This window comes from Cupriavidus sp. 2SB (assembly GCF_005503625.1).
In the GTDB taxonomy this organism is placed as follows: domain Bacteria; phylum Pseudomonadota; class Gammaproteobacteria; order Burkholderiales; family Burkholderiaceae; genus Cupriavidus.
In genome coordinates this window covers 31,498-47,403 of sequence record NZ_SCMX01000052.1, presented here as the reverse complement: position 1 = coordinate 47,403, position 15,906 = coordinate 31,498, and the positions used below count along the sequence as shown (strand labels likewise).

The following is a 15,906-nucleotide window of genomic DNA, read 5'->3' as shown; positions in this document are numbered from 1 at the left end:
TGCCCCGACCATCCCCGACAGCATAGTGATATGGAGTCCCGAGATGCTCACCAGATGGGAAATCCCCGTGCGCCGGAACACATCCCAATCTTCCTGCCCAATACCGCGCTGATCTCCGATCACCAGCGCCACCAGCACCGCACCGAAGCGCGCGTCGGCTGGCATCGCCTGCCGGATATGATCGCGCAACCCTGCGCGCCAACTGGCAATGCGTACCGTCAATGGCAGGCGCCCATCCTCCCCCATCCTCACCAGTTGACCGCTGCGCACGTACCCCGTTGCGTCGACACCCTGCGACAGCAGCCAGTAGCCGTAATCGAACCCATGAGGATTAGCCAATCCACGCGGCCGGCGTAGTCGCACGTTCAACCGATAACGCTGCCCCGGCTCCAAACCCTCGGGCGGTGAGCGCCACGTCAGCATCAGTCGTTCCGCCGGAATTGAATCGTCGCCCTGTCCTTCCCATGCCGATGGGAAGAACACGAAACGCGTACCATGAGGCGCCGCGTCCGGCAGCCCTGCCACGATACCCACAACCTCGAGATCCCGCCCCGCCAGCGCCGGATCCAGCCATGGATCGAGGCGGACTTCGGCCCGCCACGCGGCCCAGTAAAAACCAGCCAACACAGCGAGTACTATCCCGGCTGCCCATCGCACCCGCCCCTGCCACGGCACGCGTAAGCGTCCCGCCGTCCAGCACACACCAACAGCCATCGAACCAGAAGCAAGCAGCCACCCATGGCCCGGCAGGCTCCCCTGTTGCTGCAGCAGCCAGCAGCCCGCCACGAAGGCCAGCAGCATCACGCGCATCCGGCCTCCTTCGCTTGCGTTGACGACAGGCGTAGTTGTACCGCGCGGCGATCAGGAAAAACGTGTCCGAATGTTGTGGCGATGCGCCAGAAGTGTGAACTCTGAGGAAGGATTGACCGCGCTCAACGCGGGGCCATGATGTCCGCGAAGGCGGCCAGCCGTGGCAGTGCTGCCACGGCATTGCGCCACATGATGGCGGCGAGTTCGGGCTCGCCAAGGCCGCGCAGTTCCGCCATCACGCGCGCCACGCCAGCCACCTCGCCGGGGGTGTTGCGCGCCTTGTGTTGCTCGCCGAACTGGTCGTCCGAGAGCCATGCCGGTGCGATATCGGGCGCGTCGGTTTCGAGCACGATTGCCTCGATGGGCAGTTCGGTGGCCAGCCGCCGTATCTGCTTGGCGCGCGAGAAGGTGACGTTGCCGCCGAAGCCCAGCTTCATCCCGTGCTCCACGTAGCGACGCGCCTGCTCGTTGCTACCGTTGAACGCATGTGCGATGCCCTGCTTCACGCCCACGCGCCGCAACTGGGCATAGACCTGATCCTGGGATTTGCGAACGTGCAGCAACACAGGCAGATCGAACTCGCGCGCGATCTTGAGCTGCTCCGTATAGAGCCAGGTCTGGTGCGCGGCATCGAGGCCGGGCACGAAAAAATCCAGCCCGATCTCGCCGATGGCGACGAGGCGCGGATCATCGATCGATGCCGCTACCTGCTGGCGCAGCGCGTCGAGATCGGCCTGGCCGGCGCCGGGCGTGCAGAGCGGATGAATGCCGAGCGCATAGACACAGTGCGGATCGGCATGGGCCAGCCCGCGCACCGCCTCGAAATTGGACACCGCCACGGCCGGCAGCACGATGCCGGTCACACCCGCCGCTACCGCGGCTGCCGTCACGCCGCCGCGATCGGCATCGAACTCGCGGGCGTCGAGGTGGCAATGGGTGTCGATCCACATGGAGCGTTGCTTTTGAAGTACAGATTAGCGTTCGACGTGCAGATGTCCGTCGCGCAACCGGAAGATCCGATCGCAACGGCCGGCCAGGTCCATGTCGTGCGTGACGATCACGAAGCTCGTACCCAGCGTGCGCGAGAGTTCGAGCATCAGGTCGTAGACACCGCCTGCCGTATGGTCATCGAGGTTGCCGGTGGGTTCGTCGGCCAGCACACACGCTGGCTGGCCTACCAGCGCACGCGCAACGGCCACGCGCTGGCGCTCGCCGCCAGACAGTTCGCCGGGACGGTGCTTCGAGCGACCGCCGAGTCCCACGCGATCGAGCATCGCCTGCGCGGCCTCGCGAGACTGGGCCTCGTTCAGACCACGGATGCGCATCGGCATTCCCACGTTATCGAGCGCAGTGAACTCGGGCAACAGATGATGGAACTGGTAGACGAAGCCGAGCGAGCGGTTGCGCACGATGTTGCGCTCTTTCTCGCGCAGCGCCGTGAATGGTTTGCCGAGCAGTGCCACGCGACCCGAGTCCGGATCATCGAGTCCGCCCAGCACATGGAGCAGTGTCGACTTGCCCGAACCCGAGGCGCCGACGATCGCCACCTTTTCACCGGCATTCACGCGCAGGTCCACGCCGCGCAGTACCTCCACATCGAGTCCGCCTTGCCGGAACCGCTTGGTCAGGCCCTCGGCCACCAGCACCGGGGCACCGGTACGCGTTGCGGGCACCACCGTCGAGACATCCTGGAGCAATGTCGAATCATTCATAGCGCAGCGCCTCCGCCGGGTTGACGCGGGCAGCACGCCAGCTCGGATAAATCGTCGCCAGCGTAGCCAGCACGAAGGAAATGATACCGATGGTGGTGATGTCGTTCACGCGGGGGTCCGAAGGCAGTTCGCTGATGAAATAGATGTCCTTGGGCAAGAACTGCACGTGCAGGATGCGTTCGATGAACGGCACGATCACGTCGATGTTCGTAGCGATCAGCGTGCCGCCCAGCACGCCGAGCAAGGTGCCGATAAAGCCGATGGCCACACCCTGCACGATGAAGATCTTCATGATGGAACGCGGCTGGGCGCCCATCGTTCGGAGGATGGCGATATCGGCCTGCTTGTCGGTCACCGTCATCACCAGCGTCGAGACGAGGTTGAAGGCGGCCACCGCAATGATCAGCGTCAGGATGATGAACATCATGCGCTTCTCGGTCTGCACGGCGGCGAACCAGTTGCGGTTCTGCTTCGACCAGTCGCGCAGATAGAGGTCGCCGGACATCGTGCCCGCCAACTCCTGCGCCACCTGCGGCGCCTGTTGCATGTCCTTGAGCTTGAGCCGCACGCCGGACGGGCCGTTCTGGCGGAACAGCACCTCGGCGTCCTGCATGTTGATGAGCGCCAGCGCGCTGTCGAACTCATAGTGGCCCGACGAGAAGATGCCGGCCACCGTGAACTGCTTGAGCCGGGGCAGGATGCCGGCCGGTGTGATGGTGCCCTGCGGCGCCACCAGCGTGACCTTGTCGCCCACGCGCACACCCAGTGCGTTGGCCAACTCGCTGCCCAGGGCGATGTCGAAGCCGCCTGGCACCAGTGCATTCATGCTGCCTGCGCGGAACTGGCTACCGATGTCGGATACCTTGGGCTCCTGGGCCGGGTCCACGCCGCGCAGCAGCACGCCGCGCACCGCATCGTCGCGCGTCAGCATGGCCTGCGCCGCCACGTAGGGCGCGGCCCCGATCACTTCCTTGTTGCGCTCGGCCTCGCCAGCGGTCTTCTGCCAGTCCTGGAGCGGCCCGGCGCCAATGACTTCGATATGTGCGAGGACCGACAGCATGCGGTCGCGCACTTCCTTCTGGAAGCCGTTCATCACCGACAGCACCACAATCAGGGCTGCAACGCCCAGCGCGATGCCGAGCATGGAAATCATCGAAATGAACGAAATGAATGTGTTGCGGCTGGCGCGCTTGCTCGCGCGGGTGTACCGCCAGCCGATCTGCCACTCGTAAGGAAATTTCAAGGGAAGTCCTGTAGTTCTGGAAATGCGTCCGGCGGCAGTCTACCTTGGGTGACGGAAAACTGGCGCCTGCCAGCCGGGAGTTTACAATCTCGCCCACGATGACGACGCACCTGACCCTGATTGTGCCCTTTTCCGTCCCGCCAGGTGCTGGCGACGACGCCACGGACGATGTCGTCCCCGGCGCGCTGCTGCGCCAGTTGGAGTTGCCCGCGCTCGGAAAGTTGCTGACGCGCGCCACGCCGGGACCCCGCGAAACCCACGACGATCCCTACCTGCGATCGCTGCCCCAGGAACGCTGGCTGGCCGCCCGCGCCGGCCTGGACGCCGCGCAGGTGGCCACGGCACCCTATATGCGGCTGGCTGACCGGGCTGCGGCCGGGCTGCCTTCGGAAGCCGAGGAAGGCGCCGGATGGGCGTGCCTGCAGCCAGTCCACATCCATGCCGCCCGCGATCACCTGGTACTGCTGCATCCGGACCAGATCGAGATCCGTGCCGAGGAAGCCGAGGCGCTGCGCGCCGCAGTGGCCGACTTGCTGGACGAAGCCGGCATCCGTCTGGACGCGCCCCAACCGGCCCGGTGGTATGTGCCGGAAAATACGTTCGGCGAACTCCTGGCCACCACGCCAGTGCGCGCGACGGGCCGCAATATCGACATCTGGATGCAGGCCGGCGCGCGCGCGCGCGACTGGCGGCGCTTCCAGAACGAGATCCAGATGACGTGGCACGGCCACCCCGTCAACGAGGCCCGGGAAGCCGAAGGCCGCCTGCCGGTCAATTCGGTCTGGCTGCACGGCGGCGGCCGCGTCCAGACCGTCCGCAAGCTGGCCAATACGGTGCTGTCGGACGATCCGTATCTGATCGGACTCGCCTTGGCGGGCGGCAGTCAGGTTGGTCCGCAGCCGGCACGTTTTGCGGACCTCGGGACGAGCGATGGGCAGGCCGACAGCGTCCTGACCCTGCTCGATAGTGCGACCGAGGCGCATATCGCCGCCGACTGGAGCCTCTGGCTCGAACGGATGCACGCACTCGACGCCGAGTGGTTCCAGCCTGTGCTGGATGCGCTGACGGCCGGGCAAATCCAGTCTGCGACCTTCGTGCTCGGCGGCGAGAACCATTTTGCCGAATTCACCGTCACGCGCGCCGACCTGCGCAAGTTCTGGCGGGGCCTTGGCGCGCGAGGCGACTGGCGCGCACTGCTCTCCAACCTGGCCATGGCGGCCTGACCTGTCTCCAAGCGTCTATATCTATGACCCGGATCGCCGTCCGCTCCCACTCTCCCGAACACGCCGGTACGCTGTCCGCTGCGGGACTCCACCCTACCCTGGCGCGCATCCTGGCCGCACGGGGGGTGCTGCACCCGTCCGAACTGGCCACCGACCTGCCGGAACTGGTGCCGCCCTCGCAGATGAAAGGCATCGACCACGCGGCGAAATACCTGGCCGATGCCATCGCCGCCAACCGCAAGCTGCTGATCGTGGCCGACTACGACTGCGACGGCGCTACAGCCTGCGCCGTGGGCGTACGCGGATTGCGGATGCTGGGGGCGCGCGTCGATTTCATCGTGCCGAACCGCTTCGAGTACGGGTATGGCCTGACGCCCGAAATCGTCGAACTGGCTGCGCGGCAGCAACCTGACGTGATCGTCACGGTCGACAACGGCATTGCCAGTGTCGATGGCGTGGCCGCCGCCAATGCGCGCGGCATCGACGTGGTGGTGACCGACCATCACCTGCCCGGCGCGGTGTTGCCCGAGGCCGCCGTGATCGTCAATCCAAACCAGCCGGGCTGCGAATTCCCAAGCAAGAACCTGGCTGGCGTGGGCGTGATGTTCTACGTGTTGCTCGCGTTGCGCGCGGAACAGCGCCAACGTGGCATCTATACGAAAGAAACGCAGCCGCCGCTGCAAACCCTGCTCGATCTCGTCGCGCTGGGCACGGTGGCCGACGTGGTCAAGCTGGACACCAACAACCGCATCCTGGTAGCACAGGGCCTGAAGCGCATGCGCGCTGGCCGCATGCACCCCGGCGTGGCCGCGCTGTTCCGGGCAGCCGGACGCGAGGCGTCGCGTGCCAACACCTTTGACCTCGGATTTGGCCTGGGCCCGCGCCTGAACGCGGCCGGGCGACTGGCGGATATGTCGCTCGGCATTGAATGCCTGCTGACCGACGACGCGAACCGCGCCTGGGAAATCGCCCAGGAACTGGACGGCATGAACCGGGAGCGGCGCGATATCGAGGCCGGCATGCAACAGGAGGCGCTGCAGATCCTGGAACAACCGATTGCCGGCCTGGACCCGGCCTCGCGCTTCACGGTAAGCGTCTTCCACGACACGTGGCACCAGGGTGTAATCGGCATCGTCGCCTCACGGCTCAAGGAAAAATTCCACCGCCCGACCATCACCTTCGCGCCCGGCGACGAAGAACACATCAAGGGTTCCGGACGCTCGATCCCGGGATTCCATTTGCGCGACGCACTGGACCTGGTATCCAAGCGCCATCCTGGCCTGTTGGTGAAATTTGGCGGACATGCCATGGCTGCGGGTCTGACCGTGCGTGTCGAGGACTTCCAAACCTTCGTCGACGCCTTCGAAAAGGTGGGAAGCGAATGGCTGAATGCGGAACAACTCGCGCGCGTGATCGAAACCGATGGCGATATCGAGGACGGCTGCTTCTCCCCGGAATTCGTGACGATGCTCGAAGGCCATGTCTGGGGCCAGGGCTTTCCGCCGCCCACGTTCTCGGGAGAATTCGATGTGCTGCGCCAGACCGTACTGAAGGGAAAGCACCTCAAACTCCAGCTCGGACGCGGCAGCCAGCGCTTCGATGCCATCTGGTTCAACCACGCCGACGCGCTGGATGGCGCCAGCGCATTGGTGGCCTACCGGCTCGACAACAACACGTTCAACGGCGCAACACGCGTACAGCTTATCGTTGAACACGCGCAATAGTTTGCGCATTCCTGCTGGCCGGCGCTCAAGTTTCAGTTTTCTCCGATTTATCGGAAAGTTCGCACTCCATACATTTCAGTCCCTGACTTACCCGTCCCCGGTAAGTTCTACGGAGATACTGAATGGATGCAGTCACCCTTTCCAATGTCAGCCGGCAATACGCCCTGGGCGTCGAACGCGTGGCCGCCCTATCGGATGTATCACTCCGTATTGGCGCGCAACGCTTCACCGTACTCGCAGGGCCATCCGGGAGCGGCAAGAGCACGCTGCTGAATCTGATTGGATGCATCGACCGGCCTGACGCCGGTCGGGTCCGCATCGGCGGCAAGCCGGTCGGTGACTGGTCCGACTCTGCCCTGACAGACTTCCGCGCCCGCCATATCGGCTTCATCTTTCAGAATTTCAACCTGCTGCCGGTGCTGACGGCATCGGAAAACATTGAGTATCCGCTGCTCGTGCGAGGCGTCCCTGCCGCCGAGCGACGCTGGCGCGTGCGCGACATGCTCGAAGCCGTGGGCCTTGGCACCAAGGGGCGTCACCGTCCGAACCAGCTCTCAGGCGGGCAATGCCAGCGCGTGGCCATTGCCCGTGCCCTGATCCACGCCCCGGAACTGGTGCTGGCCGACGAACCCACTGCCAGCCTCGACACCCATACCGCCCTCGACATTCTGAAATTGATGCGCACGCTCCAGCGCACGCATCGCACCACCTTCGTCTTTTCCTCGCACGATCCGATGGTGATCTCGCACGCCGACGACCTGATCCGATTGCGGGACGGCCGCCTCGACGCCGCCGAACCGGTGGCAGCCGCCGGGGTCGCGCCATGAATGCATTTGTACTGGCGGCACGCAACCTGCGCCGCAATGGCCGCCGCTCATTGATCACGTTGCTGGCGTTGGTCATCGGTACGATGGCCATCCTGTTGCTGGGCGGCTACGCACGCGACATCACCTTCGGCCTGCAGACCATCTACGTGCAGCACACCGGGCACCTGCAACTGGTGAAAGCCGGCTACAACGATTTCGGACGCGGCAACCCGGCCGCCTATGGCATTTCCCGTAGCGACGACATCCTGCAACTGCTGCGCGACGACCCCGTGCTGGCGCCGATGCTGACCGTGGCCACGCCGATGCTGCAGTTTGGCGGCATTGGTGCAAATGCCGGCCATGCAACGTCCATTCCCGTAGCGGTTCAGGGCGTGGTGGCGAAGGACCTCGGGCGCCTGCTCGAATGGAACAGCTATGACGTGCCCATTCCTGCGTCGCCGAACGGACTCGACAACACGGCTCCCGATGCAGCGCTGATCGGCATGGGCGTCGCCCGCATCCTGCAGATGTGCGATGCACTCGGCGTGGCCGGGTGTCCGGAGCCACCGCCCGTTGAACGCGACGACAGCGCCGCGGACACGCCGGATGAACTTGCCGCGCTGTCTGCCGGCGACGCGGCACAAGACACAACCCACGACGCAGCCATGGCGCCTGGCGCGTCGGCATCCGCCAGCAGCGCTGCGCAACTTGACGTACTGACGGCCAGCACCGGCAGCGCGCCGAACATCGCCCGCCTGGGTGTGGCGCGTGCGGTCAAGCAAGGCATGCAGGCGGCAGACGACAGCTTCGTCGGCATGCACCTCGCGCAGGCCCAGAAACTGGTGTTCGGCCAGGGCGACCCGAAGGTCACCACACTCGTCATGCAGTTCCAGCACACCGCGCAGATCGACGCCGCGCGCGAACGGCTTGAGCAGTTGCTGGCCGGGCCGTTGCGTGACGCGGGACTGGAAATCCGCGATGTCTTCGAACTCAATCCACCCTACCGCCAGACCATCGACATGGTGGTTGCGCTGTTCGTATTCGTTGCCACGTTGATGGCCGTCATTGTGCTGTTCACGGTCAGCAACACCATGAGCATGGCCATCATGGAGCGCACCGTGGAAATCGGCACGTTGCGCGCCATCGGCATCCAGCGCCCCGGCGTGTTGCGGATGTTCGTCGCCGAAGGCGGATTGCTCGGCATGACGGGCTGGGTGCTGGGCGCGATCCTGGCGCTGGGCATTGCCCTGCTGCTGGAGCGCAGCGGTATCCCGTGGTCGCCGCCCGGCATGGCGATCGAGATTCCGGTCACCGCGCGCTTCTGGAATGCCCCGGAGTTAGTGGTGCTCAGCAGTGTCGGCATTGTTGTGCTGTCGATGGCTTCGGCCTGGCTGCCGTCACGCCGTGCCTCGCGGATGAATGTCGTGGATGCCCTGCGCCATGTCTGAACGCCATCACCGAGTCGATGCCTTGCCGCTGTCGGGTCCGACAGCGGCCCCTTTCCCGACTGCCCTGCCTGCCCCGCCTGCCATGCATCCATCCCTGCCCCGTCCCGCTTCACATCGTCGGCGCTGGCTGCCCGTCGCCGTTGCCATCTTGCTGCCGCTGGCCTGGGTGGCCGCAAGCGGGAACGCCGCCGCCAGCGGCACTGCGTCCGGCAAGGCCAAGTCGCCATCCTCGTCCGCCCAGCGCCTGCTCGAAGCCAGCGACCGGGTGCGTAATCCTTCCACCTCGTTCTCGCTGACGACCACGCTGGTGGAATACCGCAAAGGCAAGCAAAGCGACAGCGCCACGGTCACCGTCTATTCCCATCTCGACGAGGCGCGCGCTCAGTATCGGAGCCTCGTCCGCTACGTGGCGCCGGCCCGGGAGGTCGGCAAGCTCACGCTGAAAAGCGGGAAGGACCTGTGGTTCTATGACCCCGCCAGCCAGGCCAGCATCCGCATTTCGCCGCAGCAGCGCCTGTTGGGACAGGCGTCGAACGGCGACGTCATCTCCGCCAACTTCGCGGCCGACTACACGGCGCGGTTCGAGGCTAACGAGTCGGTGCAGGACGGCGACCGCAAGACGCGCAAGAGCGTGCGGCTGCATCTTGGGGCCCGAACCAGCGAGGCCACGTACCACCACGTTCGGCTATGGCTCGACGCCGGCAACAACCATCCCATCAAGGCGCAGTTCCACGCAGACAGCGGGCGCTTGCTAAAGACCGTCTACTACCGGCGCTACCAGCACCAGCTTGGCGGCCTTCGCCCCACGGAGCAGGTCATCATCGACGCGCTGGAGCCGGGCTGGATCACCGTCATGCGCTACAGCAACTTCGTGGAGCGCGCGATTCCGGCGGCATGGCTGCAGCGCGACTACCTGCCGCAATTCAAGCCGGAGGCGGCCGGCCCTGCCCCTTCCGATCGCTGATGCGCCGCCGCATCCTGCACACCTGCATGTGGCTGGCGGCCTCCACGGCATCGCTGGCCCTGGCCGAGACCGACACGGGCCTGATGCCGGAGGACGACCTCGCTGCATTGATGCTCGCCGATGACACCACCGATAGCCACACGCACGAGAAGCCCTGGCAACTGACGGTGGAAGCCGCTGCCGGCATGGAGTCCGAGCGGGATACGTCCGCGTACGCCGTGGCGCGCGGGGCGCTCGACATGGCACTCGACTATCGCGTCACGCCCGCACTGCGTCTGGTGTTTCGCGATCGGATCGACGATTTCTCACGCGCCAACGCCAGCGGCCAGCGTGTAATCAACACATGGAAGGAAGGCTATCTCGCGTGGCAGCCCACCTCGCACGCGAGCGTGGAACTGGGACGGATCAATGTCCGCCAGGGCGTGGCGATAGGATACAACCCCACCGACTGGTTCAACGATGGGGCGGTGCGCGCCGTGCCATCGGTGGCGCCCGACAGTCTGCGCCAGAACCGCCAGGGCAGCATCGTCGCGCGCAGCCAATGGCTTTGGAATGGCGGCGCAGCCTTCGCGCTCTATTCGCCCAAGCTCGCCAGCACCCCCAGTCAGGCATCGTTCAGCCCAGATCTCGGGGCCACGAACCGCCGTCATCGCTACCTGCTGGGCGCGTCGGCTCGGCTTTCCGACCGCATCCAGCCTCAGTTGTTGCTGCAGGGCGGACAGGGACAGTCGCCTCAGGTGGGTGTCAATCTCAGCGTGCTGGCCAGCGATGCGGTGACCGCCTACGCGGAATGGTCGGGCGGACGAGACCGGTCACAGTTGAACGAGGCGTTGGGACTGCCACCCGACACCGCCTTCCGGCAACGGCTCTCCACAGGGGGAACCTGGACGATCGGCGGCAAGGTCACTGCGACAGCCGAGTACCAATATGACGGCGCCGCGCCGGATGCCACGCAGTGGCGGCAGTTCTGGCGACTGCCGCCTGCGGCACAGATGGGATACCGCCAGTTCCTGGCCGATTCGCAGGAGCTGGCTACGCGCTCGGGCGCGTTTCTTTACGTAAGCTGGCGTGACGCCATGACACCCGGCCTCGACCTGAACGCCATGGCCCGCCTGGATCTGGTCGATCGCAGCAATATGTTCTGGATCGAGTGGCGCTACCGCCTGCCGGGATGGGATATTGCCCTGCAATGGCAGCGCAATGCCGGCGCGCGGGACACCAGTTATGGCAGCCTGCCGGTGCGCCAGTCGCTGATGCTGCTGACCGCGCTGTACTTCTAGGTCTCGGCGCTATCGCGACGGCAGGTAGCTGGCCGGGTTGACCGGCTTGCCGCTGCCACGCACTTCGAAATGCAGTTCGCTGGCGTTGTTCATGCTGCCCAGTTCCTGGCCTGATGCCACACGTGAGCCCTCCTTGACCAGCGTCTTGTCCAGGTTGCCATAGACGGTCAGCCAGTCGTCGTTGTGCTTGACGATCACAAGCTGGCCGTAGCCGCGCAGCGTGCCGACGTGAATGGCCCAGCCGGAGGCGGCGGCGCGAACCTTGCCGCCAGCCGGCACCTCGATTCGCAATCCCTTCTCCGATGGCGGCGCATAACGGCCGGTGACACGGCCATCGGCCGGCCACTGGAGACTGATCGGCGTGGCTGGCGGCTTTGACGGCGGCTCGGAGGCCGCAGGCTTCTCGGGTGCGCTGGACGCTGCCGGGGCACCTCCCGCCTTGGCAGCGGAGATTCCCGCTCCCGCAGGCGGCTTGATCCGAATCAGTTGGCCCACCTCGATCTGACTCTTGTCCGGGATGTTGCTCCAGCGCGCCAGCTCGGCAACCGAGCGATTGTTGCGACGGGCAATCGAATACAGCGTGTCGCCCCGCTCGACACGGTAATAGCCTTCGGGGGCCGGTTCGCTGGGCGTGGTACTGCAGGCGGCCAGCCATACCGCGAAGGACACGGCGGCGAGATGCGCGGACAGACGCCGGGCGGGATTCTGGGATCGGGGTGCTGCGGAGAGTGCTGTGGAAGTGGTCATGCTCGGGGAGAAACAACCGGGACGTGGCCGCTATTGTCGCCCAAGTGAAGGCAAAGGCGGGCGGAAAGACAGTCGCTACCCCACCACAGACCGTTCGGTACGCGAACAGTTCACCGAAACATGGCCGAAAATGGGCATGCCGGGCCCGGGAGGCCACCGCCGATCCGCTATAATTCCACGTTTTCGCAAGCGCAGAATTCTAGGAATCTCATGGAAGCAGAACGCCTTAACGCCATTTCCGGTGCCATCTCCGATCTCCGTTCCCGGACGGAAGATCTACGGGGGTATCTTTGACTACGATGTCAAAGAAAACCGTCTAGATGAAGTCAACGGGCTGCTGGAAGATCCGGCGGTCTGGAACAACCCCAAGCGTGCCCAGGACCTGGGCAAGGAAAAGAAGGCGCTCGAAGCTGTCGTGCAGACGCTCGGCAAGCTGACCGACGACCTGAGCGGCACGGACGAACTGTTCGAGCTGGCACGCGAGGAAGGCGACGACGACACGCTCGAATCGATCGAGACCGATGTCCAGGGCTTCGAAGCCATCGTCGCGGACATGGAATTCCGCCGCATGTTCTCGGGCGAGATGGACCAGGCCAATGCGTTCATCGACATCCAGGCCGGGGCGGGTGGTACCGAAGCCTGCGACTGGGCATCGATGCTGCTGCGCCAGTACCTGAAGTACTGCGAGCGCAAGGGTTTCAAGGCCGAGGTGCTCGAAGAATCCGAAGGCGACGTGGCCGGTATCAAGAGCGCCACGATCAAGATCGAAGGCGACTACGCATTCGGCTATCTGCGTACCGAGACCGGCGTGCACCGTCTGGTTCGCAAGTCGCCGTTCGATTCGTCGGGCGGTCGCCACACGTCGTTCTCGTCGGTGTTCGTCTACCCCGAGGTGGATGACTCGTTCGAGGTCGAGGTCAACCCGGCAGACCTGCGCGTGGACACGTACCGCGCGTCGGGCGCCGGCGGCCAGCACATCAACAAGACCGATTCGGCCGTGCGTATCACGCACATCCCGACCGGCATTGTCGTGCAGTGCCAGAACGACCGCTCGCAGCACCGGAACCGTGCCGAGGCGATGTCGATGCTGAAATCGCGCCTGTACGAGCACGAGATGCGCAAGCGCCAGGCCGAGGCCGACAAGCTCGAAGCCGGCAAGACCGATGTGGGTTGGGGCCACCAGATCCGCTCGTACGTGCTGGACCAGAGCCGCATCAAGGACCTCCGTACCAACGTGGAAATGTCCAACACGCAGAAGGTGCTCGACGGCGATCTCGATCCGTTCATCGAGGCCAGCCTGAAGCAGGGCCTGTAAGCGTCGGCAGGCAACAGCAAGACCGCCACCGCTCGCGGCACCCTCCCCGGAGCGTGCCGCGAGGCGGCCGAAGCAACCCGAGCCATTTACCGAAAGCCGTTTCACACAACAAGGTCCAAGTCATGACCACCGGAACGCCCCACTCCGCCCATCTCTATATCGTCACCGGTTCCTCGCGCGGCCTTGGTGCCGCCATCGTGCGTACGCTGCTCAAACCGGGCAACCGCGTGATCGCAGTCGCCCGCAATCGCAATACCGAACTTGAAGCAGCGGCATCGGCCAGCGGCGTGCCGGTGGCCTGGCACCTGCAGGATCTGTCGCAGCCGGGTCCGTCCGCAGGCTGGCTCGGCAGTGTGCTGGATGCGGTGGACGACGTGCCTGCCAGCGTCACGCTGATCCTGAACGCGGGCGTGGTGGAACCGATTGGTCCGATCACCCAGTTGCGCGACAACACCCTGGTGCCGCATCTGCAGACCAACCTGGTCACGCCGATGACGATGACTGCGGCGTTCATCGAACACACCGCACGGTTCGACTGCCCGCGCCGCGTGCTGGCGATCTCGTCGGGCGCCGCGCGCAATCCGGTGCCGGGCTGGAGCGCGTACTGCGCCGGCAAGGCGGGCCTGGACATGTTCATCCGCTCGGTCAACACCGAGTACGCGAGCCTGCCGGACGAACGTGCGGTGCGCGCCGTGGCACTGGCACCGGGCGTGGTGGATACGGGGATGCAGGAGACGATCCGCGAAGCGGATTTCGCCCAGGTGCAACGCTTCCGGGACCTCAAGGCCAACGACCAGTTGGCATCGCCCGAGGATGTGGCCGCGCGCATCGTGGCCTATCTGGGACGTACCGATTTCGGCAAGACCGAACTCGACGACATCCGCAACTATTGAATCGAATGCCGCGCGGGGCTCTGCCTCGCGCAACAGAATTTCACACCATGACCGAACCGACCCGCACGCCAGCCACACCCACCGACGCACCGGCCGTCGACGAAAACAAGATCATCGCTGAGCGTCGCGAGAAACTGCAGGCGCTGCGTGAGCAGGGCATCGCCTTCCCGAACGATTTCCGCCCGACGCATCAGGCGGGTCCGCTGCACGCGCAGTACGACCCGATCGAAGGACCCGAGCTGGAAGCCAGTGCGGTGGAAGTGTCCATCGCCGGCCGCATGATGCTCAAGCGCGTGATGGGCAAGGCGAGCTTTGCCACGATCCAGGACTCCACCGAGCGGATCCAGTTCTACATCAGCCGCGATGCCGTGGGCGAAGAGACTTACGCCAGCTTCAAGAAATGGGACCTTGGCGATATCGTGGCGGCACGCGGCACGCTGATGAAGACCAAGACTGGCGAGCTGTCGGTGTCGGTAACGGAATTGCGTCTCCTGTCCAAGAGCCTGCGTCCGCTGCCGGGCGACTTCTATGGCCTGGCCGACCAGGAAATGAAGTATCGCCAGCGTTATGTGGACCTGATCGTATCGCCGGAAACGCGTGAGACCTTCCGTGCCCGCACCAAGGCCATGTCGTCGCTGCGCCGCCATATGGCGGACGCCGGCTTCATGGAAGTGGAAACGCCGATGCTGCACCCGATTCCGGGTGGCGCGGCGGCCAAGCCCTTCATCACGCACCACAACGCGCTGGATATGCAGATGTTCATGCGTATCGCCCCCGAGCTGTATCTGAAGCGACTGATCGTTGGCGGCTTCGAGCGCGTGTTCGAGATCAACCGCAATTTCCGTAACGAAGGGGTGAGCCCGCGCCACAACCCCGAGTTCACGATGATGGAGTTCTACGCGGCCTACACGGACTACCGCTGGCTGATGGACTTCACCGAAAACCTGATCCGCGAGGCTGCCATCGATGCACGCGGCAGCGCCACGCTGACCTATCAGGGCCGTGAGCTCGACCTGTCGAAGCCGTTCCATCGTCTGACGATCTGCCAGGCCATCCAGAAGTTCGCGCCCGAGTACACGGACGCGCAATTGGCCGACGTGGTCTTCCTGCGCACCGAGCTCAAGGACAAGTTCAAGATCAACGTCAATGCGCCGCAGTTCCTGAACGCGGGCATCGGCACGCTGCAACTGGTGCTGTTCGAGGAAACCGCCGAATCGCAACTGTGGGAGCCGACCTTCATCGTCGACTACCCGGTGGAAGTTTCGCCGCTGGCACGCGGTTCCGACACACAGCCGGGCATCACCGAACGTTTTGAACTGTTCATCACGGGCCGCGAGATCGCCAACGGCTTCTCGGAACTGAACGACCCGGAAGACCAGGCCGACCGCTTCCGCAAGCAGGTCGAGCAGAAGGACGCTGGCGACGAGGAAGCCATGTACTTCGACGCCGACTACATCCGCGCGCTCGAATACGGCATGCCTCCGACGGGCGGCTGCGGCATCGGTATTGATCGCCTGGTCATGCTGCTGACGGACAGCCCCAACATCCGCGACGTGATTCTGTTCCCGCATCTGCGTCGGGAAGATTAAGTCGCGCGCAGGTTTGCCTTGTATTGCTCCCCTCTCCCGCTTTGCGGGAGAGGGGTCGGGGGAGAGGGCGAAGCGGTTCAAACTGCGTAGATCGCATCTTGAGAGTCTGGCCCTCTCCCCCAGCCCCTCTCCCACGATGTGGGAGAGGGGAG

At 64.9% G+C, this 15,906-nt stretch carries 14 protein-coding genes; 9 read left to right on the top strand and 5 right to left on the bottom strand.

The features are described 5' to 3' along the window. From FFS21_RS21885 to FFS21_RS21870, 4 genes are all read right to left on the bottom strand, one after another. Positions 1–810 (bottom strand): ComEC/Rec2 family competence protein (locus FFS21_RS21885; protein ID WP_137926824.1); only part of this gene is annotated, 810 nt, incomplete at its 3' end. Between the two features lie 122 nt (positions 811–932). Beyond that, positions 933–1,760: a TatD family hydrolase gene (locus FFS21_RS21880; protein WP_137926823.1), complete on the bottom strand. Its 828-nt coding sequence runs from the start codon at positions 1,758–1,760 to the stop codon at positions 933–935. A gap of 24 nt (positions 1,761–1,784) precedes the next feature. Continuing rightward, positions 1,785–2,522 carry a lipoprotein-releasing ABC transporter ATP-binding protein LolD gene (gene lolD, locus FFS21_RS21875; protein ID WP_137926822.1) on the bottom strand — a complete coding sequence of 246 codons (738 nt, stop codon included), beginning with the start codon at positions 2,520–2,522 and terminating at the stop codon, positions 1,785–1,787. Next, the gene (locus FFS21_RS21870; protein WP_137926821.1) at positions 2,515–3,765 is read right to left on the bottom strand and encodes a lipoprotein-releasing ABC transporter permease subunit; all 1,251 of its coding nucleotides are present in this window, start codon (positions 3,763–3,765) and stop codon (positions 2,515–2,517) included. Before FFS21_RS21870 ends, lolD begins: the two co-directional genes overlap by 8 nt. 98 nt (positions 3,766–3,863) lie before the next feature. Here FFS21_RS21870 and FFS21_RS21865 point away from each other — a divergent pair, with 98 nt between their 5' ends. From FFS21_RS21865 to FFS21_RS21840, 6 genes are all read left to right on the top strand, one after another. Next, positions 3,864–4,988 carry a hypothetical protein gene (locus tag FFS21_RS21865; RefSeq protein ID WP_137926820.1) on the top strand — a complete coding sequence of 375 codons (1,125 nt, stop codon included), beginning with the start codon at positions 3,864–3,866 and terminating at the stop codon, positions 4,986–4,988. Positions 4,989–5,011: 23 nt separating this feature from the next. Continuing rightward, the gene (gene recJ, locus FFS21_RS21860; protein WP_137926819.1) at positions 5,012–6,712 is read left to right on the top strand and encodes a single-stranded-DNA-specific exonuclease RecJ; all 1,701 of its coding nucleotides are present in this window, start codon (positions 5,012–5,014) and stop codon (positions 6,710–6,712) included. Between the two features lie 122 nt (positions 6,713–6,834). Beyond that, the gene (locus FFS21_RS21855; RefSeq protein ID WP_137926818.1) at positions 6,835–7,539 is read left to right on the top strand and encodes an ABC transporter ATP-binding protein; all 705 of its coding nucleotides are present in this window, start codon (positions 6,835–6,837) and stop codon (positions 7,537–7,539) included. Next, positions 7,536–8,966 carry an ABC transporter permease gene (locus tag FFS21_RS21850; protein ID WP_137926817.1) on the top strand — a complete coding sequence of 477 codons (1,431 nt, stop codon included), beginning with the start codon at positions 7,536–7,538 and terminating at the stop codon, positions 8,964–8,966. Before FFS21_RS21855 ends, FFS21_RS21850 begins: the two co-directional genes overlap by 4 nt. 145 nt (positions 8,967–9,111) lie before the next feature. Continuing rightward, positions 9,112–9,930 (top strand): outer membrane lipoprotein-sorting protein, encoded by an 819-nt coding sequence (locus FFS21_RS21845; protein WP_502705191.1) that lies wholly within the window; start codon positions 9,112–9,114, stop codon positions 9,928–9,930. After that, on the top strand, positions 9,930–11,210 hold the full coding sequence (locus tag FFS21_RS21840; RefSeq protein ID WP_137926816.1) for a hypothetical protein: 1,281 nt from the start codon (positions 9,930–9,932) through the stop codon (positions 11,208–11,210). The genes FFS21_RS21845 and FFS21_RS21840 overlap by 1 nt, the downstream gene beginning before the upstream one ends. Before the next feature lie 9 nt (positions 11,211–11,219). Here the strand turns inward: FFS21_RS21840 and FFS21_RS21835 are convergent, their stop codons facing one another. Then, a complete protein-coding gene (locus tag FFS21_RS21835) occupies positions 11,220–11,957 on the bottom strand; it encodes a M23 family metallopeptidase (protein ID WP_137926815.1) in 738 nt (245 codons plus the stop codon). Between the two features lie 210 nt (positions 11,958–12,167). On the opposite strand from FFS21_RS21835, the gene prfB reads away from it, so the two are divergent. The 3 genes from prfB to lysS all read left to right on the top strand — a co-directional run bounded on the left by prfB (position 12,168) and on the right by lysS (position 15,754). Beyond that, positions 12,168–13,272 (top strand): peptide chain release factor 2 gene (gene prfB / locus FFS21_RS21830; RefSeq protein WP_137926814.1). Its coding sequence is split into 2 segments (ribosomal slippage): positions 12,168–12,248 and positions 12,250–13,272, totalling 1,104 coding nucleotides; the frame shifts between segments, so codons are not numbered across the junction. 122 nt (positions 13,273–13,394) lie between these two features. Beyond that, positions 13,395–14,165, top strand: a complete 771-nt coding sequence (locus FFS21_RS21825) for an SDR family oxidoreductase (RefSeq protein WP_137926813.1) — start codon at positions 13,395–13,397, stop codon at positions 14,163–14,165. A 47-nt stretch (positions 14,166–14,212) separates the two neighbouring features. Further along, positions 14,213–15,754 (top strand): lysine--tRNA ligase, encoded by a 1,542-nt coding sequence (gene lysS / locus FFS21_RS21820; protein ID WP_137926812.1) that lies wholly within the window; start codon positions 14,213–14,215, stop codon positions 15,752–15,754. Positions 15,755–15,906: the final 152 nt, after the last annotated feature.